At 64.8% G+C, this 26,417-nt stretch carries 24 protein-coding genes; 14 read left to right on the top strand and 10 right to left on the bottom strand.

Translation table 11 applies throughout. The annotated features are described in order from the left end of the window. Positions 1-550 precede the first annotated feature (550 nt). Positions 551-676, bottom strand: a complete 126-nt coding sequence (locus tag LT988_RS25290) for a hypothetical protein (protein ID WP_269752053.1) — start codon at positions 674-676, stop codon at positions 551-553. Positions 677-843: 167 nt separating this feature from the next. Between LT988_RS25290 and LT988_RS15760 the strand changes: the two genes are divergently transcribed. The 5 genes from LT988_RS15760 to LT988_RS15740 all read left to right on the top strand — a co-directional run bounded on the left by LT988_RS15760 (position 844) and on the right by LT988_RS15740 (position 5,689). Continuing rightward, complete coding sequence (locus LT988_RS15760) at positions 844-1,728, top strand: DUF1295 domain-containing protein (RefSeq protein WP_232406490.1); 885 nt, start codon at positions 844-846, stop codon at positions 1,726-1,728. 458 nt (positions 1,729-2,186) lie between these two features. Beyond that, complete coding sequence (locus LT988_RS15755) at positions 2,187-2,546, top strand: hypothetical protein (RefSeq protein ID WP_232406489.1); 360 nt, start codon at positions 2,187-2,189, stop codon at positions 2,544-2,546. A 230-nt stretch (positions 2,547-2,776) separates the two neighbouring features. Continuing rightward, positions 2,777-3,349: a hypothetical protein gene (locus LT988_RS15750; protein WP_232406488.1), complete on the top strand. Its 573-nt coding sequence runs from the start codon at positions 2,777-2,779 to the stop codon at positions 3,347-3,349. A gap of 53 nt (positions 3,350-3,402) precedes the next feature. Continuing rightward, complete coding sequence (locus LT988_RS15745; protein ID WP_232406487.1) at positions 3,403-3,660, top strand: glutaredoxin domain-containing protein; 258 nt, start codon at positions 3,403-3,405, stop codon at positions 3,658-3,660. A gap of 457 nt (positions 3,661-4,117) precedes the next feature. Beyond that, positions 4,118-5,689 carry a phospholipase D family protein gene (locus tag LT988_RS15740; protein ID WP_232406486.1) on the top strand — a complete coding sequence of 524 codons (1,572 nt, stop codon included), beginning with the start codon at positions 4,118-4,120 and terminating at the stop codon, positions 5,687-5,689. An 84-nt stretch (positions 5,690-5,773) separates the two neighbouring features. Here the strand turns inward: LT988_RS15740 and LT988_RS15735 are convergent, their stop codons facing one another. The 3 genes from LT988_RS15735 to LT988_RS15725 all read right to left on the bottom strand — a co-directional run bounded on the left by LT988_RS15735 (position 5,774) and on the right by LT988_RS15725 (position 10,113). Continuing rightward, complete coding sequence (locus LT988_RS15735; protein WP_232406485.1) at positions 5,774-7,717, bottom strand: ligand-gated ion channel; 1,944 nt, start codon at positions 7,715-7,717, stop codon at positions 5,774-5,776. A gap of 150 nt (positions 7,718-7,867) precedes the next feature. Continuing rightward, positions 7,868-9,397, bottom strand: coding sequence for a helicase HerA-like domain-containing protein (locus tag LT988_RS15730; RefSeq protein WP_232406484.1), 1,530 nt, complete (start codon positions 9,395-9,397; stop codon positions 7,868-7,870). 299 nt (positions 9,398-9,696) lie between these two features. Continuing rightward, on the bottom strand, positions 9,697-10,113 hold the full coding sequence (locus LT988_RS15725; protein WP_232406483.1) for a TerB family tellurite resistance protein: 417 nt from the start codon (positions 10,111-10,113) through the stop codon (positions 9,697-9,699). A gap of 220 nt (positions 10,114-10,333) precedes the next feature. Here LT988_RS15725 and LT988_RS15720 point away from each other — a divergent pair, with 220 nt between their 5' ends. The 6 genes from LT988_RS15720 (at position 10,334) to LT988_RS15695 (ending at position 16,525) form a co-directional block, all read left to right on the top strand. Further along, complete coding sequence (locus tag LT988_RS15720; RefSeq protein ID WP_232406482.1) at positions 10,334-10,954, top strand: hypothetical protein; 621 nt, start codon at positions 10,334-10,336, stop codon at positions 10,952-10,954. 68 nt (positions 10,955-11,022) lie between these two features. Then, a complete protein-coding gene (locus LT988_RS15715; protein ID WP_232406481.1) occupies positions 11,023-11,601 on the top strand; it encodes a peptidylprolyl isomerase in 579 nt (192 codons plus the stop codon). Between the two features lie 345 nt (positions 11,602-11,946). Next, a complete protein-coding gene (locus tag LT988_RS15710) occupies positions 11,947-12,138 on the top strand; it encodes a hypothetical protein (protein ID WP_232406480.1) in 192 nt (63 codons plus the stop codon). A gap of 850 nt (positions 12,139-12,988) precedes the next feature. Then, positions 12,989-13,942 carry a TAXI family TRAP transporter solute-binding subunit gene (locus tag LT988_RS15705; protein ID WP_232406479.1) on the top strand — a complete coding sequence of 318 codons (954 nt, stop codon included), beginning with the start codon at positions 12,989-12,991 and terminating at the stop codon, positions 13,940-13,942. A gap of 169 nt (positions 13,943-14,111) precedes the next feature. Continuing rightward, positions 14,112-16,139: a TRAP transporter permease gene (locus tag LT988_RS15700; protein ID WP_232406478.1), complete on the top strand. Its 2,028-nt coding sequence runs from the start codon at positions 14,112-14,114 to the stop codon at positions 16,137-16,139. After that, positions 16,136-16,525, top strand: a complete 390-nt coding sequence (locus LT988_RS15695) for a DUF1850 domain-containing protein (RefSeq protein ID WP_232406477.1) — start codon at positions 16,136-16,138, stop codon at positions 16,523-16,525. Before LT988_RS15700 ends, LT988_RS15695 begins: the two co-directional genes overlap by 4 nt. Positions 16,526-16,811: 286 nt before the next feature. Here the strand turns inward: LT988_RS15695 and LT988_RS15690 are convergent. Then, positions 16,812-18,376 (bottom strand): IS3 family transposase gene (locus tag LT988_RS15690; RefSeq protein WP_232406476.1). Its coding sequence is split into 2 segments (ribosomal slippage): positions 16,812-17,275 and positions 17,275-18,376, totalling 1,566 coding nucleotides; the frame shifts between segments, so codons are not numbered across the junction. Positions 18,377-18,705: 329 nt separating this feature from the next. On the opposite strand from LT988_RS15690, the gene LT988_RS15685 reads away from it, so the two are divergent. Both LT988_RS15685 and LT988_RS15680 read left to right on the top strand, forming a co-directional pair. Continuing rightward, the gene (locus LT988_RS15685; protein ID WP_232406475.1) at positions 18,706-18,873 is read left to right on the top strand and encodes a hypothetical protein; all 168 of its coding nucleotides are present in this window, start codon (positions 18,706-18,708) and stop codon (positions 18,871-18,873) included. A 186-nt stretch (positions 18,874-19,059) separates the two neighbouring features. Beyond that, positions 19,060-19,473, top strand: coding sequence for a cupin domain-containing protein (locus LT988_RS15680; RefSeq protein ID WP_232406474.1), 414 nt, complete (start codon positions 19,060-19,062; stop codon positions 19,471-19,473). Between the two features lie 322 nt (positions 19,474-19,795). On the opposite strand, the gene LT988_RS15675 is transcribed toward LT988_RS15680, so the two are convergent. Then, positions 19,796-19,954 (bottom strand): hypothetical protein, encoded by a 159-nt coding sequence (locus LT988_RS15675; RefSeq protein WP_232406473.1) that lies wholly within the window; start codon positions 19,952-19,954, stop codon positions 19,796-19,798. Between the two features lie 69 nt (positions 19,955-20,023). Then, positions 20,024-20,206 carry a hypothetical protein gene (locus LT988_RS15670; protein WP_232406472.1) on the bottom strand — a complete coding sequence of 61 codons (183 nt, stop codon included), beginning with the start codon at positions 20,204-20,206 and terminating at the stop codon, positions 20,024-20,026. Positions 20,207-20,643: 437 nt separating this feature from the next. Between LT988_RS15670 and LT988_RS15665 the strand changes: the two genes are divergently transcribed. Continuing rightward, a protein-coding gene (locus tag LT988_RS15665) for an IS3 family transposase (RefSeq protein WP_232406471.1) occupies positions 20,644-22,211 on the top strand; the annotation gives its coding sequence in 2 pieces (ribosomal slippage) (positions 20,644-21,100 and positions 21,100-22,211; 1,569 coding nt in all). Positions 22,212-22,408: 197 nt separating this feature from the next. Here LT988_RS15665 and LT988_RS15660 read toward each other — a convergent pair. The 3 genes from LT988_RS15660 to LT988_RS25285 all read right to left on the bottom strand — a co-directional run bounded on the left by LT988_RS15660 (position 22,409) and on the right by LT988_RS25285 (position 26,353). Next, positions 22,409-24,286 (bottom strand): glycerophosphodiester phosphodiesterase, encoded by a 1,878-nt coding sequence (locus LT988_RS15660; protein WP_232406470.1) that lies wholly within the window; start codon positions 24,284-24,286, stop codon positions 22,409-22,411. A gap of 48 nt (positions 24,287-24,334) precedes the next feature. After that, a complete protein-coding gene (locus tag LT988_RS15655; protein WP_232406469.1) occupies positions 24,335-26,071 on the bottom strand; it encodes an OPT/YSL family transporter in 1,737 nt (578 codons plus the stop codon). A 153-nt stretch (positions 26,072-26,224) separates the two neighbouring features. Beyond that, positions 26,225-26,353, bottom strand: a complete 129-nt coding sequence (locus LT988_RS25285) for a PIN domain-containing protein (RefSeq protein ID WP_269752052.1) — start codon at positions 26,351-26,353, stop codon at positions 26,225-26,227. Positions 26,354-26,417 lie beyond the last annotated feature (64 nt).

Here is a 26,417-nt window from a genome sequence, read left to right as displayed (position 1 = left end):
TGCCCGCCATGCTGAACGCGTCATTGGCCAGGCTCTCTGCCAGTCGAACGGCCGTGCATGCTGGAAACGGGACGAAACGCCGGTCAAGCTCGCATTGACAGCCGCATCACGATGCTTCCGCTCACGGCCGACGCTGCGCCCTGGAGCTGTTCCGGGGGCTGCTCCCTTGTGGGATGCCAGTGGCGACCAGGGATCGGACGTTGGTGGCGCCGATCGGCGACCGGGGCGAGTGTCTGCCTGCCGCGGCCACTTATTCGGACTATTCCGGGTCCCCGAGAGGTCGTGAATTGCTCGACAGAACCATGCTTGGTCCGCTTCACATCGCCCTCGGCGACAGCGCCGTGGGCTGCTTGCGCGCTGCCTGTCAGTAGTCCCACGGCATGCCGGGAACCGTGTTCGGAGTCCCCGATGACCTGAGCCACGGTCCGCTCGACGATGGCCGGGCGCGCGTCGACAACGTTGCCCCGCGAGGGTCCGACGGAAGTGCGTTCGTTCAGTTGCACTTGCGATACCTGTAATCGCCGTACTCCAGCCAGTCCTCCGCGCCATTTCAGAAGACCAGAAACTCGGACCGGTCCTCAGCCAACAGGGCCACGACGAACCCCGGCGGACGTGCGGACTGGCCGAAGTCGCTGTACGCGGTCATCGCCTCGAGGGTTTCACCGTTGACGGTCACCCGGACGTCCCAAGACAACCGAATGGAGGAGTTGAACGAGGGGATGGAGCAGGCATTATCGTATCTTCAACAAGCCTTCCCCGAGACGCGCGTGCCACACTGCGCGCCGCCGTGACGCGATCGCGGCGCACCGGCACTGTGTCGTCATCAGCCAGGATCCGTAAGCCATGAACAACACCATCGAGTCCCTGCTCGCAATCGCCGTCGCGCTGCTGGTTGCCGCCGGCGTCGCCTGGGCTGGCAGCCAAGGGGGCCTCGCCCTCGGGGGCATCCCCTTGTTCGCGCTCGCCGGGCTGGTTGCCTTCGTGATCCAGTGGGCGGTCTTCGTGCCCTCCTATCGGGCACAGACCGAACATTGGTACGACCTGACCGGCAGCCTGACGTATCTGACGGTCATCGTCGGCACGCTGCTGCTGGCCGGTCGCTTCGATGCCCGGTCCCTCCTGCTGGTCGTGCTCGTTTCCATCTGGGCGATCCGACTTGGCCGCCATCTGGTGCGACGGATCCAAAAGGCCGGGGCGGACACGCGCTTCGACGACATCAAGCCGTCGTTCACGCGCTTCCTGATGGCCTGGACGTTGCAGGGTCTGTGGGTGTTCCTGACACTTGGTGCAGCCCTGGCGGCGATGACAACCGCAGCCGCGCCGCCGATCGGACTGATCGGTTTGGCCGGGCTGGGCATCTGGGTCGCTGGCTTCGCCATCGAGGCGATCGCCGATGCGCAGAAACAGGCGTTTCGTGACGATCCGTCGAACAAGGGCCGTTTCATCCACTCCGGTCTCTGGGCCTGGTCCCGGCACCCGAACTATTTCGGCGAGATCACCCTCTGGGCAGGCGTCGCGGTGATCGCGTGGCCGGCCTTGTCCGGCTGGCAGGCCGTGACGCTGATCTCCCCATTGTTCGTTTATCTTCTGCTGACGCGCGTCAGCGGCACCCCGATCCTAGAGGCGCGTGCGGACGAGCGGTGGGGCGACGATCCCGCCTATCAGGACTACAAGGCGCGCACGCCGGTGCTGATGCTCCGACCGCCCGGTCGATCCGCCGCTGCGTGATTGCGGCATCGGACCCACGACCGCTCGAAGATCGTCTCGGCCTGCGGGTCGTCGGCCTGCAGGTGGTCATGGCCCTGTTGCTGCGTGGAACCCTGGATCAGCCATTGGACTTCCTGGCCACGGCGGCGGTGGTCTTGTCGCTTGGGCTGGCCTGTTGGCTGATGCGCCGAAAGACGGTCCTTGGAGCACGCTTCCGGCGCCCCGATAACCCCGCTGGTGACGGGAGCGAGCCGCAAGGGCGCGCGCCAACTGCGCGGTGGCGATCTGTGCCGGACGGCCTTGCCGGCCATCGACCCTCCCGCAAAAACCGAGCGGATGTTGAACCGCATCGAGCCAAGTCTACCCGTTGCCTCTGTCTGTTTCGAAGGGCATGTCCGTGCTTCGAGTAAGAGTACTCAACAATCGAACGCGTCGCGTCATCCGGTTCCCGCTTCCTTAATCTCGTTCGGAGAAGCCACATGCAGCGATTGAACCAAAACCGCCCTTCCGCCAAGAAGACGCCGATCCTCGTCGCGGCACGATTCGCCCCAACGGTTGCGCTGTCATTGCAAGCCGATCCGACCACCGAGCGCGACGGGTTGCTTCGTGTGCAGACGTCGGTGCCGGGCAACTCGCCGGCAGCCGCACAAGAGGTGAGCCCGCTAAACAACCGGTTTACACGGGCCGGATTTGTTTCGGACGTTCTCGGCAAGAGGTTGACCAGCGCGGTCGATGAACCCGTTTCGATCGAATTCTTCAGCAGCCATCGCGTCATCGGCCCGGGGCGCAAGAGTTCGATCGTAAACAGAAGCATCCGGCAGACGTGGGTGATTTCTTGAAGTGTCGGCGTTGCCCGGTAGCGACCCGCCCTCCCCCCTCGAATGGTCTACAATCCGAGCGCATAGCGTGCGGTTCGGCGCCAAGCTTTAGGTGGGGTGAGCAAATCAAGGAGGCCTGATGGCGAACTCCTGCAGGCAGGAACCAACCTCAACCAAAGTCAAGGTCCATTTAGCCTTTCCCCTCAACCTAGCTCCATACCGAACTGGTAAACCGGACACCACTCTACCTCATGACTACTCGGCTCACGCAGACGCATGCGATCAAAGGTTCCCGCGAATTTGAACTTGTCGATGACGAGGTTCGGTACGTTATCAAGTCGCCGCTCAGAACGGAGTCGTTGAGCGTTGTCTTGGACGTCTTGGACCCTGAGCCTGTGATCTCAGGATCAACGGTTTCGTTCGTCAGCCGGGTCAATAGAGAACCGCTGGTCGAGTTGTTTCTCGACAAGCCGGATAGGGAGACCTTTCACCAGTTCATCAGTACGATGCAGCAACGGATTATCGAGGAGGATTTCAGCCGGCTTCGCGTCCGGGGAAAAGGCGTCGATGTCAATGTCGACGGAATCACTGAGTCGATTGATATGCTGCTGAAGTATGTTGACCCGCAGGAGATCGAGGGCTTGCTTGCAGCGTTGAGGGAACTCAGGCTGAACCCTGATAATCCGCAATACCTGAAGCGCGTCGCCGAGGCATTCAATGAGCTTGGATTTGCGCAAGGCCAAGTGCTGGTCTACGCGCCTTACATCAATTTCCTGTTCTCAGGGAGCGACGCAGAGAGTGACCGGGCAGACAACGAGAAGTAGCGGAATCGACATCTTCTTTCGCGACAGGATAGTTTGGTTATTTCGAGATCAGAATGACGGCAAAAGTAGAGATCTACGGCACCAGCAATTGCAGGAAATGCGTTGACGTTCGGGCGTTGTTCGATCGATATGGCATCGAGTATGTTGACCATCTGATCGATTTGATGCCGCTTGAGAAGAACGAGATGCTCCGGCGCTGTGGGCTCAAGTACTACCCCCAGATCTTCATTAACGATGAACATATCGGAGGAGAAAAAGAATTGATGAAGCTAGAGGCCGACGGCCGGTTGAAGACGCTGTTGGGTGTGTAGGAAACGCGGTGCGCCGACGGGCACGATGCCGCAGCACTACGCGGGCGTGCCATGTTGAGCATCCCGTCGGAGCGCCTGCCTGCGATTCGGCACAATATTTCCCGGTCGACGCCACCATGGGCGGACTGCTGACGCGGGCCCACTTCGGTGCGCGGGCATCGGTTCGGCGTGGTCGCGATCCCGAAGGACGCCGATATCGGCGAAAACGTCCTCGCCTTCGCTCCCCGGCAGATGCAGGCATCCTATCGCTTGCGTTCTCGTTCTAGTTCACACGAACCCGGATCGGCCTCGGGTCTTCCTGTCATTTCGCGCCAAACCCAGCGAAAGTGACTTTTGTGCGAACCCTCGTCAATATCCGGGTACTCAACTGTGGAACCGGCCTCTGAAAAGCGCCTAGGATCGAGTCCGCAAAGCAAATAAACCGTCTGATGCCTCGATCAGTCGCCCGAGAGCCGCTATGCGCATTGCTTCCTGCCTGCCGACCCTGTTCCCTTTGCTGCTCGGCCTGTCTGGCTGCGCGTCGCTACCGACCGATGTGGTGCGACCGCTGTCGGGCCATACGGATCGAGACAGCGAGCCGTCACGCATCTCTGACTTCGCCTCACCTTACCTGCGGCGGCACCCGGGAGAGTCCGGCTTCTGGTTACTCGGGGATGGGCTCGATGCCTATGCCGCGCGTATCCTGCTCGCGGAGTCTGCAGAGCGCACCATCGACGTTCAGTACTACCTCTATCACGACGATCTCACCGGCAGGATATTGACCTACCGATTGCTGCGCGCCGCGGATCGCGGCGTGCGCGTGCGCCTGCTGCTCGACGACATGGCGACGAAAGGGAACGATACGGCACTCGCGACACTCGACGCCCATCCGAACATCGAGGTCCGTATCGTGAACCCCTTCGCGAATCGAAACGCGCGCGGCCTGGAAGCCTTGGCCCGGTTCGACACCGTCACCCGGCGCATGCACAACAAGTCATTCACGGTCGACAACCTCATGACCATCGTCGGAGGACGCAATATCGGTGACGAGTACTTCGGCACCCACGAGAACGTGAACTTCGGCGACATGGACGTCCTGGCCCTGGGGCCGGCTGCTGAGGAGGTCGGGCATCAGTTCGATCTCTACTGGAACAGCGACCTGGCCTATCCGGTGGGCTCGCTGGTCGAGCGCACGGAAACGCCGGACGCACTGCGGCGCGAGCTCAAACAGTTCAACGACGCGCAGATCGATTCACCCTACGCTCGGCGCGCGCGCAACTCGGACCTGGTGCGGGACTTCATCGACGGAACGCTTGATTTCCAATGGGGACACGCGCTCGTCTTCTACGATCTGCCGGAAAAGCTGGTCACCGATCCGGAGGACCGATCGACCCACTTGGGTCCGAAGGTGCGACCCTACACGATCGGAGCGGTGAAGCGGGATCTGTTGCTCTTCAGTCCCTATTTCGTGCCGGGGGATGAAGGCGTCATGGTGCTGACGGATCTCGAGAAGCGCGGCGTACGGGTGCGCCTGTTGACCAACTCCCTGGCGTCGACCGACGTCGGCGCCGTGCATGCCGGCTACGCCAAATACCGCATGCCGCTGTTGCGGGGCGGCGTGGAGATCTATGGGTTCAAGCCCGATGCCGATACGACGGAACCGGGCAAGTTCGCCAAGCTCACCGGCTCATCGGGGGCCAGCCTGCATGCCAAGACCTCGGTTTTCGATCAAGAGGCCCTCTTTGTCGGCTCCCCGAATCTGGATCCGCGCTCCGGCAAGCTAAACACGGAGCTCGGGATCCTGTTCCAGAGCGAGCCCCTTGCACAAGGCCTAACGGACTGGTTCGACACCAATAAGACGCGTATCGCCTACCGCGTCGCTCTGGATCGAACTGATTGTAAAGGCGAGGATCCATGTCGAGAGCAGCTTCGGTGGATCGACGACGCCGACGGCCGAGAGGTCGTCTATCTGAAGGATCCGGAAACCGGCGCCCTGACCCGATTCTTCATCGCCCTGATCGCGCTGCTGCCGATTGAGGGACAGCTGTGATTCGCACGCCATCATCGCGACAGCCGGATGACTGCATCGCGCACATCGACACGCGAAACAGCCGCTATCCAATCCTTCGTCCATCTAGCGGAACAGCAGCGTGACCGCAACGATGGTTGCGATATAGGCCAACGGGTAAAAGGTGATGACGTAGCGATCGACCTTGGCCACAAAAGCGGACCGACCCTTCATATCCTGGCGCCGCAGATAGACCGACAAGATCAGAACGATCGCGGTGACGAGAAAGGCGCTGATCAACAGTGTATCGAGAAAGGTCAGATAGCCCAGCCGAGGCAGGTCGCTGGAGATGGCGAAGTTAAATGCGATGAATAAGAGCAGATTCGCGCCCGCGGCATCCACCCGTTTGGCGTAGTCCTTGAGAAAGAAGAGAATCCAGGAGACGGCGATGATGACAATGAGCGGGAGCAGAATTCGGAAGAAATAGTATTCGACGTGTCGTTTCGCCCAAAACTCGAAGTCGAATCGCGACACGGGCCGTTGCAGTATCTCCCCCCGCGAGAAGCGCGTGACGAAATCGGTTACGACCCATTCCTCCTCGCCGAGTGTGTCGCCGACCTCGCTGTAGCCCTCGATCTCACGCAGCTGAAACAACCACTCCGGGGTCAGCAAATCGATACGGATAAAGAACTTCTGGACATCGAAGGGAAAGTTGCGGAAGTCGAAATCCGGTGCCTGCAGCGTGGTCGAAAACCGTTCCAAGTAAACCGTTTCGCCATCGGGACGCACCACGACCACCCGATTCTGCACCCATCGGTTCCCCTGCTGATTGAACACGGTGTACTGCGGCCAGAGCAGCCCCAGCCGACTCATCTCGGCGCTGAACGCATCGCCCGTTAAGATCTTGAACCGATCATTGATCGTCTCGGGGTTGAAGGCCAGCGCGGGGTCGGTCCAGTGCATCACGAGCGTGGCGACGACCCCGTAGTTCTCCGCCTTCTGATCCACCGCCGTAATCTGCTGCAGCTTCACGCCGATGCGCACGGGAATCGGCTCTCGTAAGAGCGCCGCGCCGGTCGGCTCCCCTTTGCCGCGCAACACCTCGGGGGCGTTCAGCCCCATCAGCAGCCGGAAGCCGCCCTCGGTTGCATTGCCTGCGAGATCCTGATTGGAGATTCCGAGTCGGTAGCCTTCGGCTTGACGCGGCAACGTATAGACGAGCGCCGCTCGGGATTCGGTCCCCGCAAAGTTGGCGCGGGCCACCGCCTTGTCGCTGTAATCGTAGAGTGTCAGCACCGGCTTGAGGTTGCCCGTCGTCGCCTCCGCGAAAGCGTAGAATGTCTGCTCCTTGGCCAGATCCGCCAAGTGATAGAACCGGACCACCTGGTCCGACGTCAGCTCGCCGGTGACCGAAACGACGCCCGGCTCCAGCGCACCCGCATCCCGCTCGGCGAAGACGAACGCCGGACCGCTGCTTTCCGGGCGACCCGAGAGGACGTCCGGCTCATCGATGCCGACCATGAGCCGGTAGCTGCCGGAGGAGCTGCGGACCAGGGAGCTGCCGACAACCAGCCAGTAGTCTCCGTCCGAGGGGATCTCGACGCCGAGAGCGGCGGAATAATGTCCTTCGTAGTCGTCGTTTCCTGCAAGCGCGTACCGATCAAACAGCAGCCGGGTGATTTCGATCGAGTCGTGACGGAGAGACAGGGTCGCGATCAACGCCTCCAGCGGCTCCCTGGCGAGCTCCGCGAGGTTGATCCCCGGCTTGAGAAGGGCGACCAAGGGGTCTAAGTTACCGGAGGTCGACTCGGCGTGGACATACAGCATGTCGCCTTGTTTCAGTCCGGTCACGCGGTACAGCTGCAGACCGCTGGCGGAGGTACGTCCCAGGATGACCTGGATTCGAGGCGTCGCTTCGTCCACCGCAGCGCTTGACCGATCCAGCGTCTGCGCTCCTCCCGCCCCCGTAAGGAGCAGCGCCAGCAGCAGGAGCGCAAACCACGGACAACAGCGCGCTCCTGCAACCCAAGCCCGACTCTCGGGCGGCCTGCGCTGCGCTGTGCTTCCCATCCGAACCTCGTTCGGGAGCGTCCCGTGTGTCCGATACGCCGGATCCGGCCGTTCAACGGCCACCACCCGACGTATGAGGAATTTAATAGACGAGATCACCAATCGCGTCAAACCCTCGCATGGGGCGGGAAGCGGTCAACTGTACTGGGGTTAGCTGCGCCCGCGCGTACCCCCGCCGGTCAGCGAGCCCATGATCCCGCGAACCAGCTGACGACCGATCTGGCTGCCGAGCGAGCGCATAGCGCTGGTCGCAAAGGCTTCCACGGGGGTCTGACGCGTGCTGGGGCGTCGGGCGGGGGCCTTCCCGGTCGACGACGTCGGGGCGGTCTTGCCGCCTCGGCCGAAGTACTCCGACAGATCGGGGATCTCGGGCGCGGCCGAGGCTGCGGCGGCCTGCTCGGCGCGTTGCTCCAGGATCTCGTAGGCCGAGACCCGGTCGATCGTGACGTCGTAGATTCCCTTCACCAACGACTGATCCATGACGGCCTTGCGCACCTCGGGCTCGATGGGGCCGAGGTGGCTTCCGGGCGGCGCGACATTGACCCGCTGGACGATGCTCGGGATCCCCTGCTCGTCGAGGGTCGAGACGAGCGCCTCGCCGACCCCGAGTGCGGTAATAGTGGCCTCGGTGTCGAGCGCCGGATTCTGTCGGAAGGTCTCGGCGGCGACCCGCACCGCGCGTTGATCGCGCGGCGTGAAGGCGCGCAAGGCGTGCTGAATCCGGTTGCCGAGCTGCCCGAGCACGGTGTCCGGCACATCCATCGGGTTTTGCGTCACGAAATAGACCCCGACACCCTTGGAGCGGATCAGCCGCACGACCTGCTCGATCTTGTCCAAGAGGACCTTGGGCGCGTCCTTGAACAGCAGATGCGCCTCGTCGAAGAAGAAGACCAGCTTAGGCTTGTCCGGATCGCCCGCCTCGGGCAGCTCTTCGAACAGCTCGGAGAGGAGCCAGAGCAGGAAGGTCGAATAGATCTCCGGGGTATGGATCAGCCTGTCCGCGGCCAAGATGTTGATATAACCATGGCCCTGCTCGTCGGTCTGCATCATGTCCTGCAACGCGAGCGCGGGCTCGCCGAAGAGGAGGTCCCCGCCCTGCTTCTCGATGACCAGCAGGCGCCGCTGGATCGCTCCCACACTCGCCGACGAGACATTGCCGTAGCGGGTCCGGAGCTCCGCGGCATTCTCGGCCACATGCGCCAACAGCGCCCTCAGATCCTTCAGATCCAGAAGCAACCAGCCGTTCTCGTCGGCGACATGGAAGACGATGTTGATCACGCCTTCCTGTACCTCGTTGAGATTCAGAAGGCGCGACAGGAGCAGCGGCCCCATCTCGGTCAAGGTCGTGCGGACCGGATGGCCCTGTTGGCCCTCGATGTCCCAGAACATCACCGGATTGCCGGCGTAGACGAAGCCTTCGTCTTGCTCGAGGCCCATCTCGGCGACCCGCTCGGCGACACGCCGGTTGCCCCCGCCCGGCTGGCTGATACCCGCGAGATCGCCCTTGACGTCGGCGAGGAACACGGGCACGCCGATGCGGCTGAATTGTTCGGCGAGCCGCTGCAGGGTCACCGTCTTGCCCGTACCCGTTGCACCCGCGACCAGACCGTGACGGTTGGCCATGCGCGAGAGGATCGAGACCGGCTCCGGCCCTTTTCCGACGAGGATGGACTGGGTCATATCAGGCACTCCATGTATCGCGAATGTGGATGATCCGAAATACCGTGGCCGGCGACGCGCAGCAGAGGTGCCGCGCCGACCGATCGGGGCGTCAAGTGTCGGGCCGGAAATCGCAGCGATCAAACGCAGAAAGCGATCCTCGACCGAGGAGTCACCAACGTCGTCATCATCGTTCGCGGGATGGTAAAGCGCCGCGCCGAGACTGGCCGAATTCAAGACAGACGACCGGTGGAGCCTTGTCCTCGCTGCCGAGCCGAGCCGTGCAAGGCGCGCGCCCGGCGGCCCGTGTCGGCCGCCGCTCAGTCCGGCTCGGCGAGTGAGTCGATGTCGATCTCCCAACGGTCGAGCATTTGACGATAGATTGCGAGCTCGGCATCGGCGAAGAAGCCGTCCGAGCGCGCCAGCAGCAGGAGCATCCGGGCCAAGGTCCGGCGTGCGATGCGATCCGTGACCGGCTCCAAAATGGTGTCGACCCAATCCGGATCGGCAAGCCCGACAAAGCGAGCCGTCCCTGCATGGGCAATGAGGTCGTCGCAGTAACCATCGAAGATCCTGGCAAACTCATCGCGGTCGACGCCGAAGCGCTCGAAGACGCCGAGCTGCTCGAGCATCTCCATCTCCTCGTCCTGCACCTCCCCATCGCTGATGATGAAGAGTGAGATGACGCGCAGCATGGCCTCGGCGCTGTTGTCCGCGTAAGGGGTAATCTCGGGCATCCTCGTCCTGGCTCCTCGGTGATTTCGTTTTCGTGACGATCGAGCGATGATCGCACAAACCCGTGCGCACCGCCGCGCCCGGGTCCGGCCCATCGGAGTCATCCTGCCCCTCGGGTTTGCGTTCTCGGGAGCCGAGGCATCAAAATGATGCGGGCTCCGGATGCGGGTTTACCGCGACCCGGATCGGACGTTCCGATCGACCTCCACGGACGCGACAGCCATGTTCTTCCCCGTCGACGACACAACCCGCCGCAAGTCCAAGACGCCGCACGAGCTGGCGATGGTCAACCTGATCGTCTTCAACCTCCTGATCGGGGTTGCACTGCTCGCGGGCTCGATGGCGGAGCCGGATTCGATGATCGGCCGCTACAAGTGGCTTGCGGTCTCGATCCCGCTTGCCATCTCGTTGGTGCTGATCGGCGTGACCTGGATCAGGTCCCGGCATCCCGGCAAGGAGACGAGCTGGTTCGCCGCGACCCACTGGCGGTTGGCCGCAAGCCGCTATCGGCTCATCCTGGTCGCCTACCTGGTGTGCGCCGCGATCTTGAGCATCGCCCTGTTCGGCAAGCAGGACGAAACCGAGATCGCGGTACAGCTAAGGACCCTGCCGCCAGCGATGCAGGAGATGGAGCGGCACAAGATCGAGTCGCAGGACATGGCCAGCGCCATCTGGGCTCGCATTGGCGTCGTGCCCCTGTTGCTTGCGGTAATGGTCACCATCATGCTGGAGTCCGGCGCGCTGTACCAAGCCGGCCGCGGCGAGCTGCCCGATGCGTTGGTCGTACGTTTTCCTCCGCCGGACGGGCTCGTCGGGAGCGAAACCGAACCGCCGGTCGCATGATGCCCGGCCATCCTCGGCCTTTTTTTCCGACGATCACGCGCAACGTTCCACCACGACAGGAATCGACCATGTCAAAACCCTCCCTTTATCTCACCACGGTACTCTTGACTGCTATGACAACACCCGCTCTTGCTGATAACCCGAAGGTCGCGATGGATGTCACGATCGGCGGCGAACCTGCCGGCACCATTACGATCGAGCTGTTCGCCGACGTGGTCCCGAAGACAGCCGAAAACTTCCGCGCCCTCTGCACCGGCGAGAAGGGCATGGGCAAGAGCGGAAAGCCGCTGTCCTATGCCGGCAGTCCGTTTCACCGCATCATCCCGGGCTTCATGATCCAGGGCGGGGACTTCACCCGCGGCAACGGCACGGGCGGCGAATCCATCTATGGAGAAAAGTTCGCCGACGAGAACTTCGAGCTGAAGCACACCGAGGCCGGCATCCTCTCGATGGCGAACGCCGGCCCCAACACCAACGGGTCGCAGTTCTTCATCACGGTCGACGCCACACCTTGGCTGGACGGCAAGCACGTTGTGTTCGGCAAGGTCGTCGAGGGAATGGATGTCGTCGAAGCGATGGAAGCTCAAGGCTCGCGCTCCGGCGGAACCAAGACCGAAGTCGTCCTCGCGGACTGTCGCGCGCTCTGACGTCGACAAGGCCCTCGCCCACTTTCGGGTCGAGGGTTGCACCACTTCGGGGCCGCGTCGGGCCCCGATCCCCTGCCTGAGTGACCGAACCGTCCGCACCGCGACGAGTCTCGCGGGCGCGCATGCCCTGCTTGCCAACCGCCCTTCATCGACTCCCGACCTCGCAAGATCCGATTGATCTCTAGGGGACGACTCCGACGGCGACACCGCCGCTCGGGATTGAGTTTCCCGATGAACGGACTCAAAGTTTCGAAATGGTGACAGGCGTTGTAGGATTTTGGTGCAGTCTTTGCCTCAGGATCCGCGTCTTCGACCTTTTCAGCCAGAAGCACCGAGGATCCAGCCATGTACGACATCGATCTCGATCGAGACTATCGTGATGCCCGACCCCGCTCGGCGGAGACACTCCGCCCGGACGACCACCCCGAGCTACGGATGCAGACTTGGGCAGAGCTGCAATGGGCGACCGAGCAGCAAAAACGGTTCGGCCCCTATGCGCGACAGATCGAGGCCGACGTCCTGCGCGGACTCGGCTGACCCGCGCCCGGCGGGGCATGCGTGATGCCCGGCCGGGTTCGAACCCTCTTGCACCGAGAACGCAATATCGGGGCGGAATCCGTCCCCAAACCTCTCCCAGCCTCCGCTCTCCCCCGAGACTCTGATCGTTCGCAACGCAAACGCTTGCACAAGCGTCCCGGCGCCCCTTCCGCGATCTGCGCGGAAGATCCCTCAGCGGTGATGACCGCGTTGAACGACGTGCGTCGGCGCCTCGGACAGGAAGCATCCGGGGTTTCCCGGCATGGCCGAGGCGCCTAACCGAAGCCGACGCGGGCTCGACGGTCAGCGGAACCCGCCGCGCCGCCGCATTTCTGACCTCCGCAAACGAACTTGCTTGGACCCTTTCGCGGTGATAGCGTCCGTTGCAGCCCCATCGCGCCTGCGTCGGGTTGATCCTGCGTCAAACAGGCATCCGCTGCCGGGACCGGCGTGGCAGGGCTAAGCCGCATCAGCTCCGAGGTTCATGGATTCAGCCGAAGCTGATCCAATTCAAAACAACACGGGCCACTCCAAGACGCGGTTTAGTCGGCGAGCTGCAATCCGGACACCGGGCGTTTCATGATGGAAGCAAGGACCTCATGCACCACCTGATGCTGCTCCAGCGCGCCGGCGTTCCCCATTCTTGGATCCTCTCGCCCGAAGACCGGAGCCTGCTCGCCTATAGGCTCGACAGCGGGAGCGACCACGTCGTCTTCTCGACCGAAGTACCCCCACGGCACGACATCGGACAACGCCCGCAGACCGCCCTTCGACGCCGCCGAGATCGACCTCGGCTGTTTCTTCGGCCGCGAGGATTGACGCCTTTTCCCGACCACCACAGGAGATCCCGATGACCACACTCAACCGTCTGGGCCTGATCGCGGCAGCGGCCGCGCTGGCGGCAAGTACCGCGGCCTTAGGCGCGCCGACCTTCATCAACATCCTCACCGGCGGGACCAGCGGGATCTATTACCCGATCGGCGTCGCGCTGTCCCAGATCTACGGCGAGGGGATCGAGGGCTCAAAGCCCTCGGTGCAGGCCACCAAGGCTTCTGTGGAGAACCTCAACCTGCTCCAGGCCGGTCGCGGCGAGCTGGCCCTGGCCCTAGGCGACGCGGTGGCGGACGCTTGGGCGGGCGAGGCGGAGGCGGGGTTCAAGGCGCCCCTGGATAACCTGCGGGCCATCGGCGCGGGGTACTCGAACTACATCCAAATCGTGGCCAACGCGGATTCCGGCATCGAGACCCTGGCTGATCTCAAGGGCAAAAGCATCTCCGTGGGCGCACCCAAGTCCGGCACCGAGCTGAACGCACGTGCCATCTTCAAGGCCGCGGGGTTGACCTACGACGACATGGGGAAGGTCGAGTTTCTACCTTACGGGGACTCCGTGGAGCTGATCAAGAACCGCCAGCTCGATGCCACGCTGCAATCCTCCGGCCTGGGCATGGCCGCCTTTCGAGACTTGGCCGCCACAATGTCGGTGCGTTTCATCCCGGTGCCCGCCGAGGTGGTCGAGAAGATCGGCAGTGCCGCCTACCAGCCGGGGGTGATCCCCGCGAACACCTACGATGGCCAGACCGAGGCCGTTCCCACCGCCGCAATCGCGAATATCTTCGTCACCCAGAGCGGGGTCTCGGACGAACTGGCCTACGAGATGACCAAGCTCATGTTCACCAACCTCGACCGCCTGATCTCGGCTCACGCGGCGGCCAAGGGGATCAAACTGGAGACGGCCGCGAAGAATCTGCCGATCCCGCTGCACCCCGGGGCGGAGCGCTATTACAAGGAGGTCGGAGCTCTGTAGCCCGGGGTGAGCTTGCGAACCCCGGTGAGACGCCGCCGCCGGGGATGCCGGGGTTCGCTCCGCTCACCCAAGCCGACCCGTCAATCAAGGTGCTCGCCTTGGTTCTGAATCGGTACTGATCCACACCGCGACGGGATCGGACCGGGCCCAAGATTCGAGGAGGCCGCTCATGAGTGAACATCAACCCGCCCTGGCCGCAAGCCCCGCCGAATGGCCTCGCGCGATCTTCGCGGTCGCCATCCTCTTCTCGGTCTTTCAAATCGTCACCGCGGCCTTCCATCCGGTCTCCACTCAAGTGCTGCGGGCCGTGCACGTGGGCTTCCTGCTGCTCATGGTGTTCCTGGCCTATCCGACCCGCGGACGCGGTCGGCCCTGGCAACCCTTGGCCTGGCTGTTGGGGCTGGCCGGTATGGCTACCGCGGCCTATCAGTGGTTCTTCGAGGCGGACCTGATTCAGCGTTCCGGGGAGCTGACCGACGCCGACATGGTCATGGGGATTCTGGTCCTGGCGCTGGTCTTCGAGGCCGCGCGGCGGGTCATGGGCATCGCCTTGCCGCTGATCTGCGGTCTCTTCCTGGCCTACGCCCTGTTCGGCCAGAACCTGCCGGGGGATTTCGCGCACCGCGGCTATGGCCTGGATCAGGTAATCAACCAGCTCTCCTTCGGCACCGAGGGCCTGTACGGGATCCCGACCTACGTCTCGGCCACCTACATCTTTCTGTTCATCCTGTTCGGGGCCTTTCTGGAACAGGCGGGGATGATTCGCCTCTTCACCGACTTCGCGATGGGCTACTTCGGCCATAAGACTGGCGGGCCGGCCAAGGTCTCGGTGGTCTCTTCCGCGCTGATGGGAACCATCACCGGCTCCGGGGTCGCCAACGTGGTCACCACCGGCCAGTTCACCATCCCGCTGATGAAACGCTTCGGCTACCGCCCAGCCTTCGCCGGCGGGGTGGAGGCGACCTCGAGCATGGGCAGTCAGTTGATGCCGCCTGTCATGGGCGCGGTGGCCTTCATCATGGCCGAGACCATCGACGTGCCCTTCCACGAGATCGCGAAGGCCGCCCTGGTACCGGCATTGCTCTACTTCGGCTCGGTGTTCTGGATGGTCCACCTGGAGGCCAAGCGCGCCGGCCTGGCGGGACTACCCAAGGACGAGTGTCCCGACCCCTGGGCGGCGGTACGCGCACGCTGGTTTTTGCTCATCCCCTTGGGCGTCCTGATCTGGCTGCTCTTCTCCGGTCGCACGCCGCTGTTCGCGGGCACCGTCGGACTGGCCCTGACGGCCATCGTCATCCTCGGCTCCGCACTCATACTGCGCGTGTCCTCGCTGGGCCTGCGGATCGCCTTCTGGATCTCACTGGGGATCCTCTGCGCCGGGTTCTTCCAACTCGGTATCGGGGTGATCTTCGGCGTCATCGGGGCCCTCGTGGCGGGATGTTGGTTCGTGAAAGGTGGGCGGGAGACGCTTCGCATCTGTCGCGATGCCCTGGCCGAGGGGCCACGCCACGCGGTGCCCGTCGGCATCGCCTGCGTTCTGGTCGGGGTCATCATCGGCGTGGTGTCCCTGACCGGGGTCGCGTCGACCTTCGCCGGCTTCATCCTGGCCATCGGGCGAGACAACCTCTTCCTGTCGCTGGTGCTGACCATGATCACCTGTCTGGTGCTGGGTATGGGCATCCCGACCATCCCCAACTACATCATCACCAGCTCGATCGCCGCCCCGGCGCTGCTGGACCTGGGCGTGCCGTTGATCGTCTCCCACATGTTCGTCTTCTATTTCGGCATCCTCGCCGACCTGACCCCGCCGGTCGCCCTCGCCTGCTTCGCTGCCGCGCCCATCGCCGGCGAGCGCGGGCTCAAGATCAGCCTTTGGGCGGTGCGCATCGCCCTGGCCGGTTTCGTGGTGCCCTTCATGGCTGTCTACGATCCTGCACTCATGCTGCAAGGCGGGGGTTGGGTCGCAGTCCTCTACATCGTCCTCAAGGCCGCCTTCGCCATCGGGCTCTGGGGAGCGGCCTCCATCGGCTGGTTCATGTACCGCTTGGCCTGGTGGGAGCGCCTGCTCGCCTTGGCCGCCGGGGTCGCGCTGATCCTGGCCTTACCGTCAACCGACGAGCTGGGTCTCGGACTTGGTGCCCTGCTGGTCGCGCAGCACCTCTGGCGCGGCCGGCGACGGAGCGTGGCGCAGGCGTGACCGGCCTGTGCCTCGGACTGGCCGGGGTCGTGTGGGCCACGCTGCCCATGCGTAATTTCACCCTGACCTGGTCGCACAGTATCGAGCACGTGCGCTGGGAAGAGGACTACCGCGTCACAGCGGATGGGCTGGTTCTGCGAGAGGCACGCATCCAGGGCTCAGGCGCCGGCATGGAGCCGCCGGAGGGCGCCGAGCTGCGCGATGGCGTGTGGCACTACCGGGTGGATCTGCAGCCGCTCTCCCCTCTGCGCCTGGCCCGCACCCCGGAAGCGGGGGACTACGATCTCTGCGTCGACGGGGTCTGTCACCCCATCGGTCACTGGGTCGGTCCGCCGCGGGCGGACCGCCCGGCGTTGGAGTTGTGGGGCTGTCCCGGTGCCGGTTGAAACCGGAAAACCCGAAAGCCGGTCTGCCGACTTCAGTCGCTGCCCGGGTACGCCGACTTCAGTCGGTTCTTCGCTCGGCCGATCATCCTAGACCCGGTAGTTGAACGGCCCCTTGGCTGGCGAATCGGTGCAACCACATCTCTCGACAGCCCGGAGGAACCCTCTCGAATGACCGACTCGTCACGCCAACCAGCGCACCTCGAACCGCGTGCTCGCCTCGCGGGTCTCATCTGGCCATTGTTGCTCGTGTGCGTCGCGGTAAGTGTCAAGGTAGTTGTCGCATCAATCATGTCATGTTCGTGTCGGCCTTCTCCTGTTCACGAGGGGGTTTTCCCGGGTTGAGCAAGACCGAAGCGGGCGGCGTCCAATTGCGGGTGGGTCCGGACCAGCGCGTCGGGTTGTCGTCTCTGGCGGCTTGATAGAGCGCGTCGCGCCGTGCCAGCAGGTCGACATCCTCGCCGCGATGGCGCTGTGCCGGGGTGACGAACTTCAGCGCGCTGTGCAGGTGGATGGTGTTGTACCAGGCGGTGAATGTCGTCATCCAGCGGCGTGCCGCCTCGACGCCGTCGAAGGGATCGGAGGGGAAGTCCGGGCGACCCTTGACGGTGTTGAACAGCGACTCCGAGTAGGGGTTGTCGTTGCTCACGGCCGGGCGACTGAAGGACGGCACGACCCCGAGGCGCTGGAGCATCACCAGCATGGTGGCGCCTTTCATCGGCGAGCCGTTGTCCGAGTGCAGGACCAGTGTGCCCGGTGCACGCCTTCGCGCAGGTAGGCCTTGTGCAGGACGCTGGCGGCGTGCGCGGCGGACTCCTGCGGGTAGACCTCCCAGCCGACGATCTTGCGGCTGTAGACATCCATGATCAGGTACAGATAGAAGAACATCCCCTGCACGGTACTGGCCAGGTAGGTGATGTCCCAGCTCCAAACCCGATTCGGCCCGGTCGCCTCCAGCGGCTGCGGGCGCACCCGTGTCGGCGCCTTGGCGCGACCGCGGCGGGCGAGCTGCCCGGCGTCGCGCAGCACGCGGTAGAAGGTCGACTCGGATCCCAGGTAGCAGCCCTCGTCGGCCAGCGCCGGGACGATCTGATGCGGACTCAAGCTCGCGAACCTGGGCGCGTTGGCGGCTGTGAGGACGGCTTGTCGCTCGTGGGGCGAGAGCCGATTGGCCGGGGTGCGTACCGCGCCTTCGGTCCGGTGCTCGCGCGTGCGCCCGTCGCCGCCGATCGCCCCGTCGCGACGCCAGCGCTGCAGGGTGCGCTCGGACAGCCCCACGGCGGCGCAGGCGCGACTCAGGCGGGCGCCCTCGGCACAGGCTTGGGCGATGTACTCGCTCACTTGTACGCGCCGCTCATAGGCGAGCGAGCGTCCTCTGGCTCCTCCCAGATCGCCCGGACTTTTTTGGAGCACCAGCAACGTGGCGGCTTCGGCCAAGGCCCGGTCCTTGCGCTGCAACTCCCGACCCAGGCGCACGATCTCCGCCTGCTCGGCGCGCCGCTCGGCCCGCTCGGTCGTGCTCGTCAGCGGCGCATTGGCCTGCTGGCAGGTCGTGCGCCACGCGCTGATCTGCTCGGCGAACAGGCCCTTGCGCCGACAGTACGCGCCCAGCTCCAACTCATTGAGGGTGGCGGTCTCCATCACCACGGCAAACTTCTCCTCGCTGCCGAGCGTCCCGGCAGGCACCGTCGATGCCCGTGGTCGACGCGCCCGACCCAACGCCTCGCGCCGCCAGCCGTAGAGGGTGTCGCGCGGGATGCCGGTTTGCGCGGCCAACTGCGGGACGCCGACGTTGTTGGGCGGCAGTAGCTTCGTCAGGATGCTGTCTTTCAGTTCGCTCGAATAGGTTGTCATGTCGCTCGCCTTCTCATGCCTCGGGGCGCTTGCGCCGCGCCCTCCGGGTCAGCCGTCAGTCGCCCTTCGGGCTCCTTCCCGGCTGACCCCGGAGGGCGCAAAGCCCCGGGTCGGTGATGCCCCATCCTCCCACACATTCTCCCAAAGGGAGGCGACATCTATCCTGACACCTGGGGGTCGTGCGCAGCATGCCCGCGGCGGCCGGCCCGACCGTGGGGCAAGTGCTGGATGCCTGCGACCGTGGCGCCGCACGCGGCGACCGAGGCGTGGATGCGGCGATGTGGGAATGGTACGGAGCCCCCTGCGGCTGCAAAGCCGGACCGCCCTAGATGCCTAGTTGGTGCCCTCCGGACGGCGAGCCGGTGGAGCGGATCGCCACCCGTGTGGTTGCGGAGCTGCGCACGCTCCCGGACCGATCTGTCGACGTCGACCTGGCGGTGCCGGAGATCCTGGCGCGTCTCTATCCCTGCCCGTCGCCCGGCGAGCCCGCTGATTAGGCAGGCCTCGGGACCCTGTCGTTTGAATGTTCGCGGACCCGCATGCGAGGCGACCGCGGACGATAACCTATGCGGGCGGAGGGACCGAGCGACGGATGATCCATACGCGCCCCGCGCCGCCTTCTCACGACGCGACGCAACCCCCATGATCCGCGCAACGGCGACAACCCAGAGGCAACGCAAGTCATGAGCACAGAGATCGTGACGGTCCGCCCCGAGCTTCCCACCGAAACGCTTCAGCGACTGCCCAATTTCGTAGGCATTTCCGAGGCCACGGCCGGCGCTGCGGGGATCTCGATGAACCTGGTGGTCATCCCGCCCGTGGGGGAAGCCGAACCCCATCTGCACGTGGGCTTTGAAACCGCCATCTATCTCCTCAAGGGCCGCGTCGAGACGCGTTACGGCGAGAACCTACGCCAGTCCGTCATCAACAACGAAGGTGATTTCATCTTCATCCCGGCCGGTGTCCCCCACCAACCCCGAAATCTGAGCGACACCGAGCCCGCGCTCGCCATCGTCGCGCGCAACAACGCCAACGAGCAGGAGACCGTTCAGCTCTACCGTCCCGGGGGACATCAAGTGTGCGACCAAGACGCTTAGTCAAGAGCCGAAAGCGTCCACTCCATCTCGCACCGACGTCGATCCCCGCCGCACGGGGATTGACGGTGGACAGCGATTTGGCACAACGGCTCTTCTTGGACGGGATCGGCTTCATGACATGGCCCTCGACAGTCGAACAGGATCGAGAGCAGGGACAGCGAGATCAATCACCTTCCTATTCGGGATCGCCGAACGGAGTCACCACACGCAGACTCGCAACGGTCCCCGGGCCACGTTTTTTTACGGGGTCAACGCCAGCAAAAAGCAGACGGCCTCGGCTCTCGAAGGCGCCCCAAGTCTATGTCGAAAGGAGTTTGTGCGCCTACAGGAGCGGGGCGCGCCCCGAGGAGGGTTTTTTAGGATCAAAGGCGTCCTGGTCACTGATCAAGATCGTATCGGCCTCCGCGGACGCAGCCATGAGCAGGAGACAGGCGGCGGTCGCCAAGCGCTCGCAGGAGCGCCTCTGTATAGGTATCCGCATCGGCGACGTCTCCGTGGTACGCATTGATTTGGCCTCCGATTCCCCTGCGCCGACGGCATCGAAAAGTCGTCACTCGCATGCCGGCCAGCCGTATCCCCAACGCCACGGCAGGTCGCTGCAGGGGATACCGCCCAACCGGACCGAGCGGTACATCAGATCCGCCACCGCGGCATAGATTCCCGCGATCTGACCCTCGGTGAGATGATACTGGGCACTCAGCGCCGGGGCCCTCCGGGCTCCGGTCTCGATCACGCAATCTCGCAGGGCCAGATCCGCGGAGCGGCGGGCCTCGAAGCTGTCCTCGGGCGACGCATCGCGTGGCCCGCCCGCGTGGTAGAGCCGATCGTGGGCGATGCAGCAGGACTCCCAGGGCGGACGGTCGCCATGGACCGCGCGGAACTCGGCGAGCCAGGCCGCGAGCGACTCCCAGCCCGCCGAGAGACCGCCGCTGCACCCGTCGGTGGTGAACTCTGCGAGACGACTGTCCGGGGCGGACTTGATCCGGGCCAGTCGCCCCAGGTGTCAGGATAGATGTCGCCTCCCTTTGGGAGAATGTGTGGGAGGATGGGGCATCACCGACCCGGGGCTTTGCGCCCTCCGGGGTCAGCCGGGAAGGAGCCCGAAGGGCGACTGACGGCTGACCCGGAGGGCGCGGCGCAAGCGCCCCGAGGCATGAGAAGGCGAGCGACATGACAACCTATTCGAGCGAACTGAAAGACAGCATCCTGACGAAGCTACTGCCGCCCAACAACGTCGGCGTCCCGCAGTTGGCCGCGCAAACCGGCATCCCGCGCGACACCCTCTACGGCTGGCGGCGCGAGGCGTTGGGTCGGGCGCGTCGACCACGGGCATCGACGGTGCCTGCCGGGACGCTCGGCAGCGAGGAGAAGTTTGCCGTGGTGATGGAGACCGCCACCCTCAATGAGTTGGAGCTGGGCGCGTACTGTCGGCGCAAGGGCCTGTTCGCCGAGCAGATCAGCGCGTGGCGCACGACCTGCCAGCAGGCCAATGCGCCGCTGACGAGCACGACCGAGCGGGCCGAGCGGCGCGCCGAGCAGGCGGAGATCGTGCGCCTGGGTCGGGAGTTGCAGCGCAAGGACCGGGCCTTGGCCGAAGCCGCCACGTTGCTGGTGCTCCAAAAAAAAGTCCGGGCGATCTGGGAGGAGCCAGAGGACGCTCGCTCGCCTATGAGCGGCGCGTACAAGTGAGCGAGTACATCGCCCAAGCCTGTGCCGAGGGCGCCCGCCTGAGTCGCGCCTGCGCCGCCGTGGGGCTGTCCGAGCGCACCCTGCAGCGCTGGCGTCGCGACGGGGCGATCGGCGGCGACGGGCGCACGCGCGAGCACCGGACCGAAGGCGCGGTACGCACCCCGGCCAATCGGCTCTCGCCCCACGAGCGACAAGCCGTCCTCACAGCCGCCAACGCGCCCAGGTTCGCGAGCTTGAGTCCGCATCAGATCGTCCCGGCGCTGGCCGACGAGGGCTGCTACCTGGGATCCGAGTCGACCTTCTACCGCGTGCTGCGCGACGCCGGGCAGCTCGCCCGCCGCGGTCGCGCCAAGGCGCCGACACGGGTGCGCCCGCAGCCGCTGGAGGCGACCGGGCCGAATCGGGTTTGGAGCTGGGACATCACCTACCTGGCCAGTACCGTGCAGGGGATGTTCTTCTATCTGTACCTGATCATGGATGTCTACAGCCGCAAGATCGTCGGCTGGGAGGTCTACCCGCAGGAGTCCGCCGCGCACGCCGCCAGCGTCCTGCACAAGGCCTACCTGCGCGAAGGCGTGCACCCGGGCACACTGGTCCTGCACTCGGACAACGGCTCGCCGATGAAAGGCGCCACCATGCTGGTGATGCTCCAGCGCCTCGGGGTCGTGCCGTCCTTCAGTCGCCCGGCCGTGAGCAACGACAACCCCTACTCGGAGTCGCTGTTCAACACCGTCAAGGGTCGCCCGGACTTCCCCTCCGATCCCTTCGACGGCGTCGAGGCGGCACGCCGCTGGATGACGACATTCACCGCCTGGTACAACACCATCCACCTGCACAGCGCGCTGAAGTTCGTCACCCCGGCACAGCGCCATCGCGGCGAGGATGTCGACCTGCTGGCACGGCGCGACGCGCTCTATCAAGCCGCCAGAGACGACAACCCGACGCGCTGGTCCGGACCCACCCGCAATTGGACGCCGCCCGCTTCGGTCTTGCTCAACCCGGGAAAACCCCCTCGTGAACAGGAGAAGGCCGACACGAACATGACATGATTGATGCGACAACTACCTTGACACTTACCGGTCGCGCGTGGCGACCAAGCTCCAATTGCCGCTCCAGCGCTTCGATGGCAGGGGCGTCTCCGGCGGGATCCAAGGGCACAGACTCTTCCGCGAACAAGGCGCCGGCGACGAGCCAATGGACCACCAGAGGGACAGGCCACACGCGTGCGCTGGTGGATCGACGTCGATCAGGGCGAGTCATCGCGATAGATCCGCTCGGGTAGTGGTTGGCCGAACAACTCCGCGGCGTGCACCAACAAGCGTTCGGCCGGAGTCATGCGCGCCCGCTCCTCGACAACGTTGCGTGCCATTTCCGGTTCGTCGGTGATGAGACCGTCGACACCGACCGACACCATCCGCGACATGGCAACCGGTTCGTTGGGTGTCCAGACGAAGACCTGCTTCCCGGCGGCACGGGCGCGCCGGACAAAGGCCGCGCTCGCCATCTCCATGTTCACCGCGAGGAAGTCGGCGTCGAGCCGGGTCAGGTCGCCGATGGCCGTCGCCGACAGCAGGCCGATGGGCCAATCGGGCCGGAGGGCGCGCATCCTTTGGACGGCCTCGTAGTTCAGCGACATGATCGCGACGTCCGCGACCATGCCCGTGGACTCGACGATCTCCGCGACACGCTCCTCGAGCCGCTGGTCGTGCCCGTAATATTTGAGCTCGATCACCACCCGCACCTTGCCGCGTGCCAGCTCCAGGACCTCGCGCAGCGTCGGGACCCGCTCGCCGGCGAACTGCGGGCCGAACCAACTGCCGATGTCGATGGCGCGGATCTGCTCCAGCGTCCCATCCCAGACCTTGAGCGGGACCCCGGCCAGCTTCATGAAGTCGCTGTCGTGAAAGACGACGACCTCGCCGTCGGCGCTCTCCTGCACGTCGATCTCGATCCAGTCCGTACCGTCCTCGATCGCCTGACGCATCGCGGCCAGCGTGTTCTCGGGCGCCTTCCCGGCGGCACCGCGATGTGCGGCGATGGTCACCGAGTCGCGGACCTCGATGCCGCGCACCAGCCAGACGCCGGTCAGCACGGCGGCGAGCACCACCGTGACCAAGAGGGCCGTGACCCGCCCGACACCCAGCGCCCGGCGTGAATGCATCTTGACCGGCAGGTCCGCCGAAACAGCGCTCAAGCGGATCGGCGCGTCCAGATGTTTGGCCAGCTCGACCTGTGCCAGCGCAAACGTCGCCCCGTTGAATGCTCCGGCCAGCAGGCTCAGCACCGCCCAGAGCGCGACGAGACCACCGAGCACGATGACCAGAAGCGTCAGTGCGTCGAAGAATCGGGGCACGATCAAGACACCGAGCCACTGGATCACGGCGACCACGGCGGCGCCGAGCAACACGACGATCACCCCCCAGACCGCCATCACGCCGAGCACCAACGACCGCCTGCTCCGCGTCAACCGCTCGCTCTCGGCGAACGAGCGCGCCGGAGACGTGCCGGCGAAGAGCACCAGCGGCAGTGCGAGCGACCAGGCCAAGAGACGGCGCACGATGAGCGCCGACATCAGCAGCAGGACGATCCCGACGATCGTGCTCGCGATCCAAAACGCCGAGGGACGCGTCGAGAGGTAGTAATTGATGTCGTGCTCCGTGATCAACAGCCAGGCCGTCGCCGCTGCGATGGCCAGAAAAGGCGCCATCAGCACAAGCACGCGCACGACCAATCGCAGCGCGAAATCCAGAATGCGTACCATGCGCCACGCCGCAAACCGGAGCGCGTCGAATGCCGGTTTTTCGCGCCGGACACCGGATTCAACCCCGGCGACGACGAACATTAGCGAGGCCTGCGCGAGCGCTCCGATCGCGACCAGGACAGACGCCACCAGGAGCAGAGAGACCAATCCGAACGGTGTGACCAGAAAGTAGGCGATGTCCTGATCGGCGAGCACCTCGGCCCCGGACAGGCGAATCAGCAGTTGCGCCAGGATCCCGGGCAAAGGCGCGAGCAGGACGACGCCGAGGGCGGTATAGGCCAGATTCACGGCCAGCATCGGCCGCCAAGCCGATCTCAGACGCCGCAATATTCCAGCCCAAACGGCAACGACCTCATGCAGCATGTTCGAAACCCTCCTGTGCGCGACGCGGCGCGTGCGACACGCGGATCCTCAACCCAAGACTCCCAACAACGCCCGCCCGACGCCGGCCAGGCTCTCGCCCGCGATCAGCCCGGAGGCGGCCGCGATCACGAAGCGCTGCGCCAGGGACGGATTCCAGCGCTGCACGGCCAAGGCGACCAGACTGCCGAAGAACATCGTGATCGACAAGGATGCAGGAATCACCATCGCGAGCCCCAGCGCGGGCATGCTCGGCAGCAACGCCGGGCCGCGTCGATGCTCCACCACCGACGCGGCGACCCCGACGGCCCCGGCGACCGCGACCGCCCAAAGCGCGCTCGCGGGGACGGAGCCGAGCCCGTGACTCAGGGTCTCGGCCACGACCTTCCAGGTCGCGACGGCCGGGGCCGGCCATTCTTCGGTGATGAGCATTCCCGCCGGATCCGGGACCAACCGCAGGTAGACCAGACTGCCGACGAGGCTTCCGGTCAGGATCCCGAAGAACTGGGCCACGACCTGCAGCTGCGGCGGGGCGCCGATGGCCTGTCCCGCCTTGAAGTCATTGAGCAGATCGGCGCTCTGCCCGGCCGCGCCGCCCGCAACGTTGGCGCCGATCAGGTTGGCCGTCATCTCGCCCGGCGCGATCATCCCGGTGCCCAGTTGCGAGACCTTGCCGATCGCGCCGATGGGTGGAATCCCGGTCTCTCCGACGACCCGCGAGGCGACCATCGCCAGCAGGAAGGCGATCGGGACAGCCAGCACGGCGATGCCCAAGCGGATATCGAAGAGCGTCGTTTGCGCGATCACCACCAGCGCGCTCGCCACCGCGAGACCGATGAGGCGCGCCGTGCGGTAACCATCGCCCTCGCCCGTGGCGGCGACGGCGGCCGCACGGCGCCTCGAGGCGATGCCGTCCAAGAGAAACCGCGTCAGCGCCGAGGCAACCATCAGGGCGACGCCCGGCCACAGAAGCCACTCGACCATGGTTGGGAACCAACTCGCGTCCGGGTCCAACTCGCCCGGTGTCACGAATCCCGCGTGCAAGCCCAAGGGTCCCAGTACGCCCCAGGAGAGGAGCGCACCCATCAGCAACGAGACCCCGGCGCGGAATCCGATGATGGCCCCGAACCCGGCCAGCATGAGCGAAGGATCGAGCGTAAAGGTGAGGTTCTTCGCGCTGATCCCGGAATAGCCGGAAAGCGCGCCGCCCACCGGCAAGGTGAACCCGAGGCTCGGGCGCGGCAGGCTGAACCAGCCCCCGTCGAGCCATTTCACCGTGCCCGCAACGCAGGTCGTCGCGAGCAAAAGACGCAGTTTCAGCGCGGCCTCGCGCCCCTGATTGAAGATCTCCATCAGGGTCTCCGCCGTCGCCCGGCCGGTCGGAAAGGCCAAGCCGGAGCGAAGTATTAAGGAGGCGCGAAGATACCAAGCGACCCAGATCCCCAGAAAGCTGACCGCAAACACCCACGCGACCAGTTGCACGGGGGGAAGGTTCGACCCGGAGAGCATCGCCAGCGCGGGGATCGGTGCAACCAGTCCGCCGGAGATGATGTTCGCCGACGAGGAGGTCGTCGTCTGGGCGATGTTGCCCTCGCCGGCACCCAACGCCCGAGCGAGACCGAGTCGGGCCAGCAGGGCCCAGAATCCCGAAGCAATCAAGAGAGCGATGATCGAGACGTTGAACGACCAACCGATCTTCAGCCCGGAGTAGATGTTGCAGGGCGTCAGCAGGATCCCGAGCAGCACGCCGGTCACAAGGGCGCGGACGGTCAGATGGCGGCTGGACAAGGACGCGGCTCCGCGAGGTCGATCGGAACCGACACCTTTCGGATAGGTTCGAGACCACGACATACAAACGCGGCACCCAGGTGCGCAGCGGCTGATGGCGTCCCGCGACAATCATCCGACCTGGGCCGTCGAACCCGCGTGCACAGCCCCTTTTCAGTCCGCATCACCGGGCTTCGAGCCGAATTCGAATGGATTGGGAAGTCCAATATCGAAGGAGGAGACGTCGGTAACGTTGCGCGTGACGACGGTCAGCCCCCTTACCTTGGCAATCGCTGCAATCATCGCGTCTTCGTAGCGGGTATCCGCTGTCCGATGCATGGGCTTGGCCCAGCAGCGGAACGCCGGG

Origin of the sequence: Thiocapsa bogorovii (assembly GCF_021228795.1) — a bacterium.
In the GTDB taxonomy this organism is placed as follows: Bacteria; Pseudomonadota; Gammaproteobacteria; order Chromatiales; family Chromatiaceae; genus Thiocapsa; species Thiocapsa bogorovii.
Note: the sequence above shows the minus strand (reverse complement) of the source record. Positions and strands in the feature narration are given on the sequence as shown.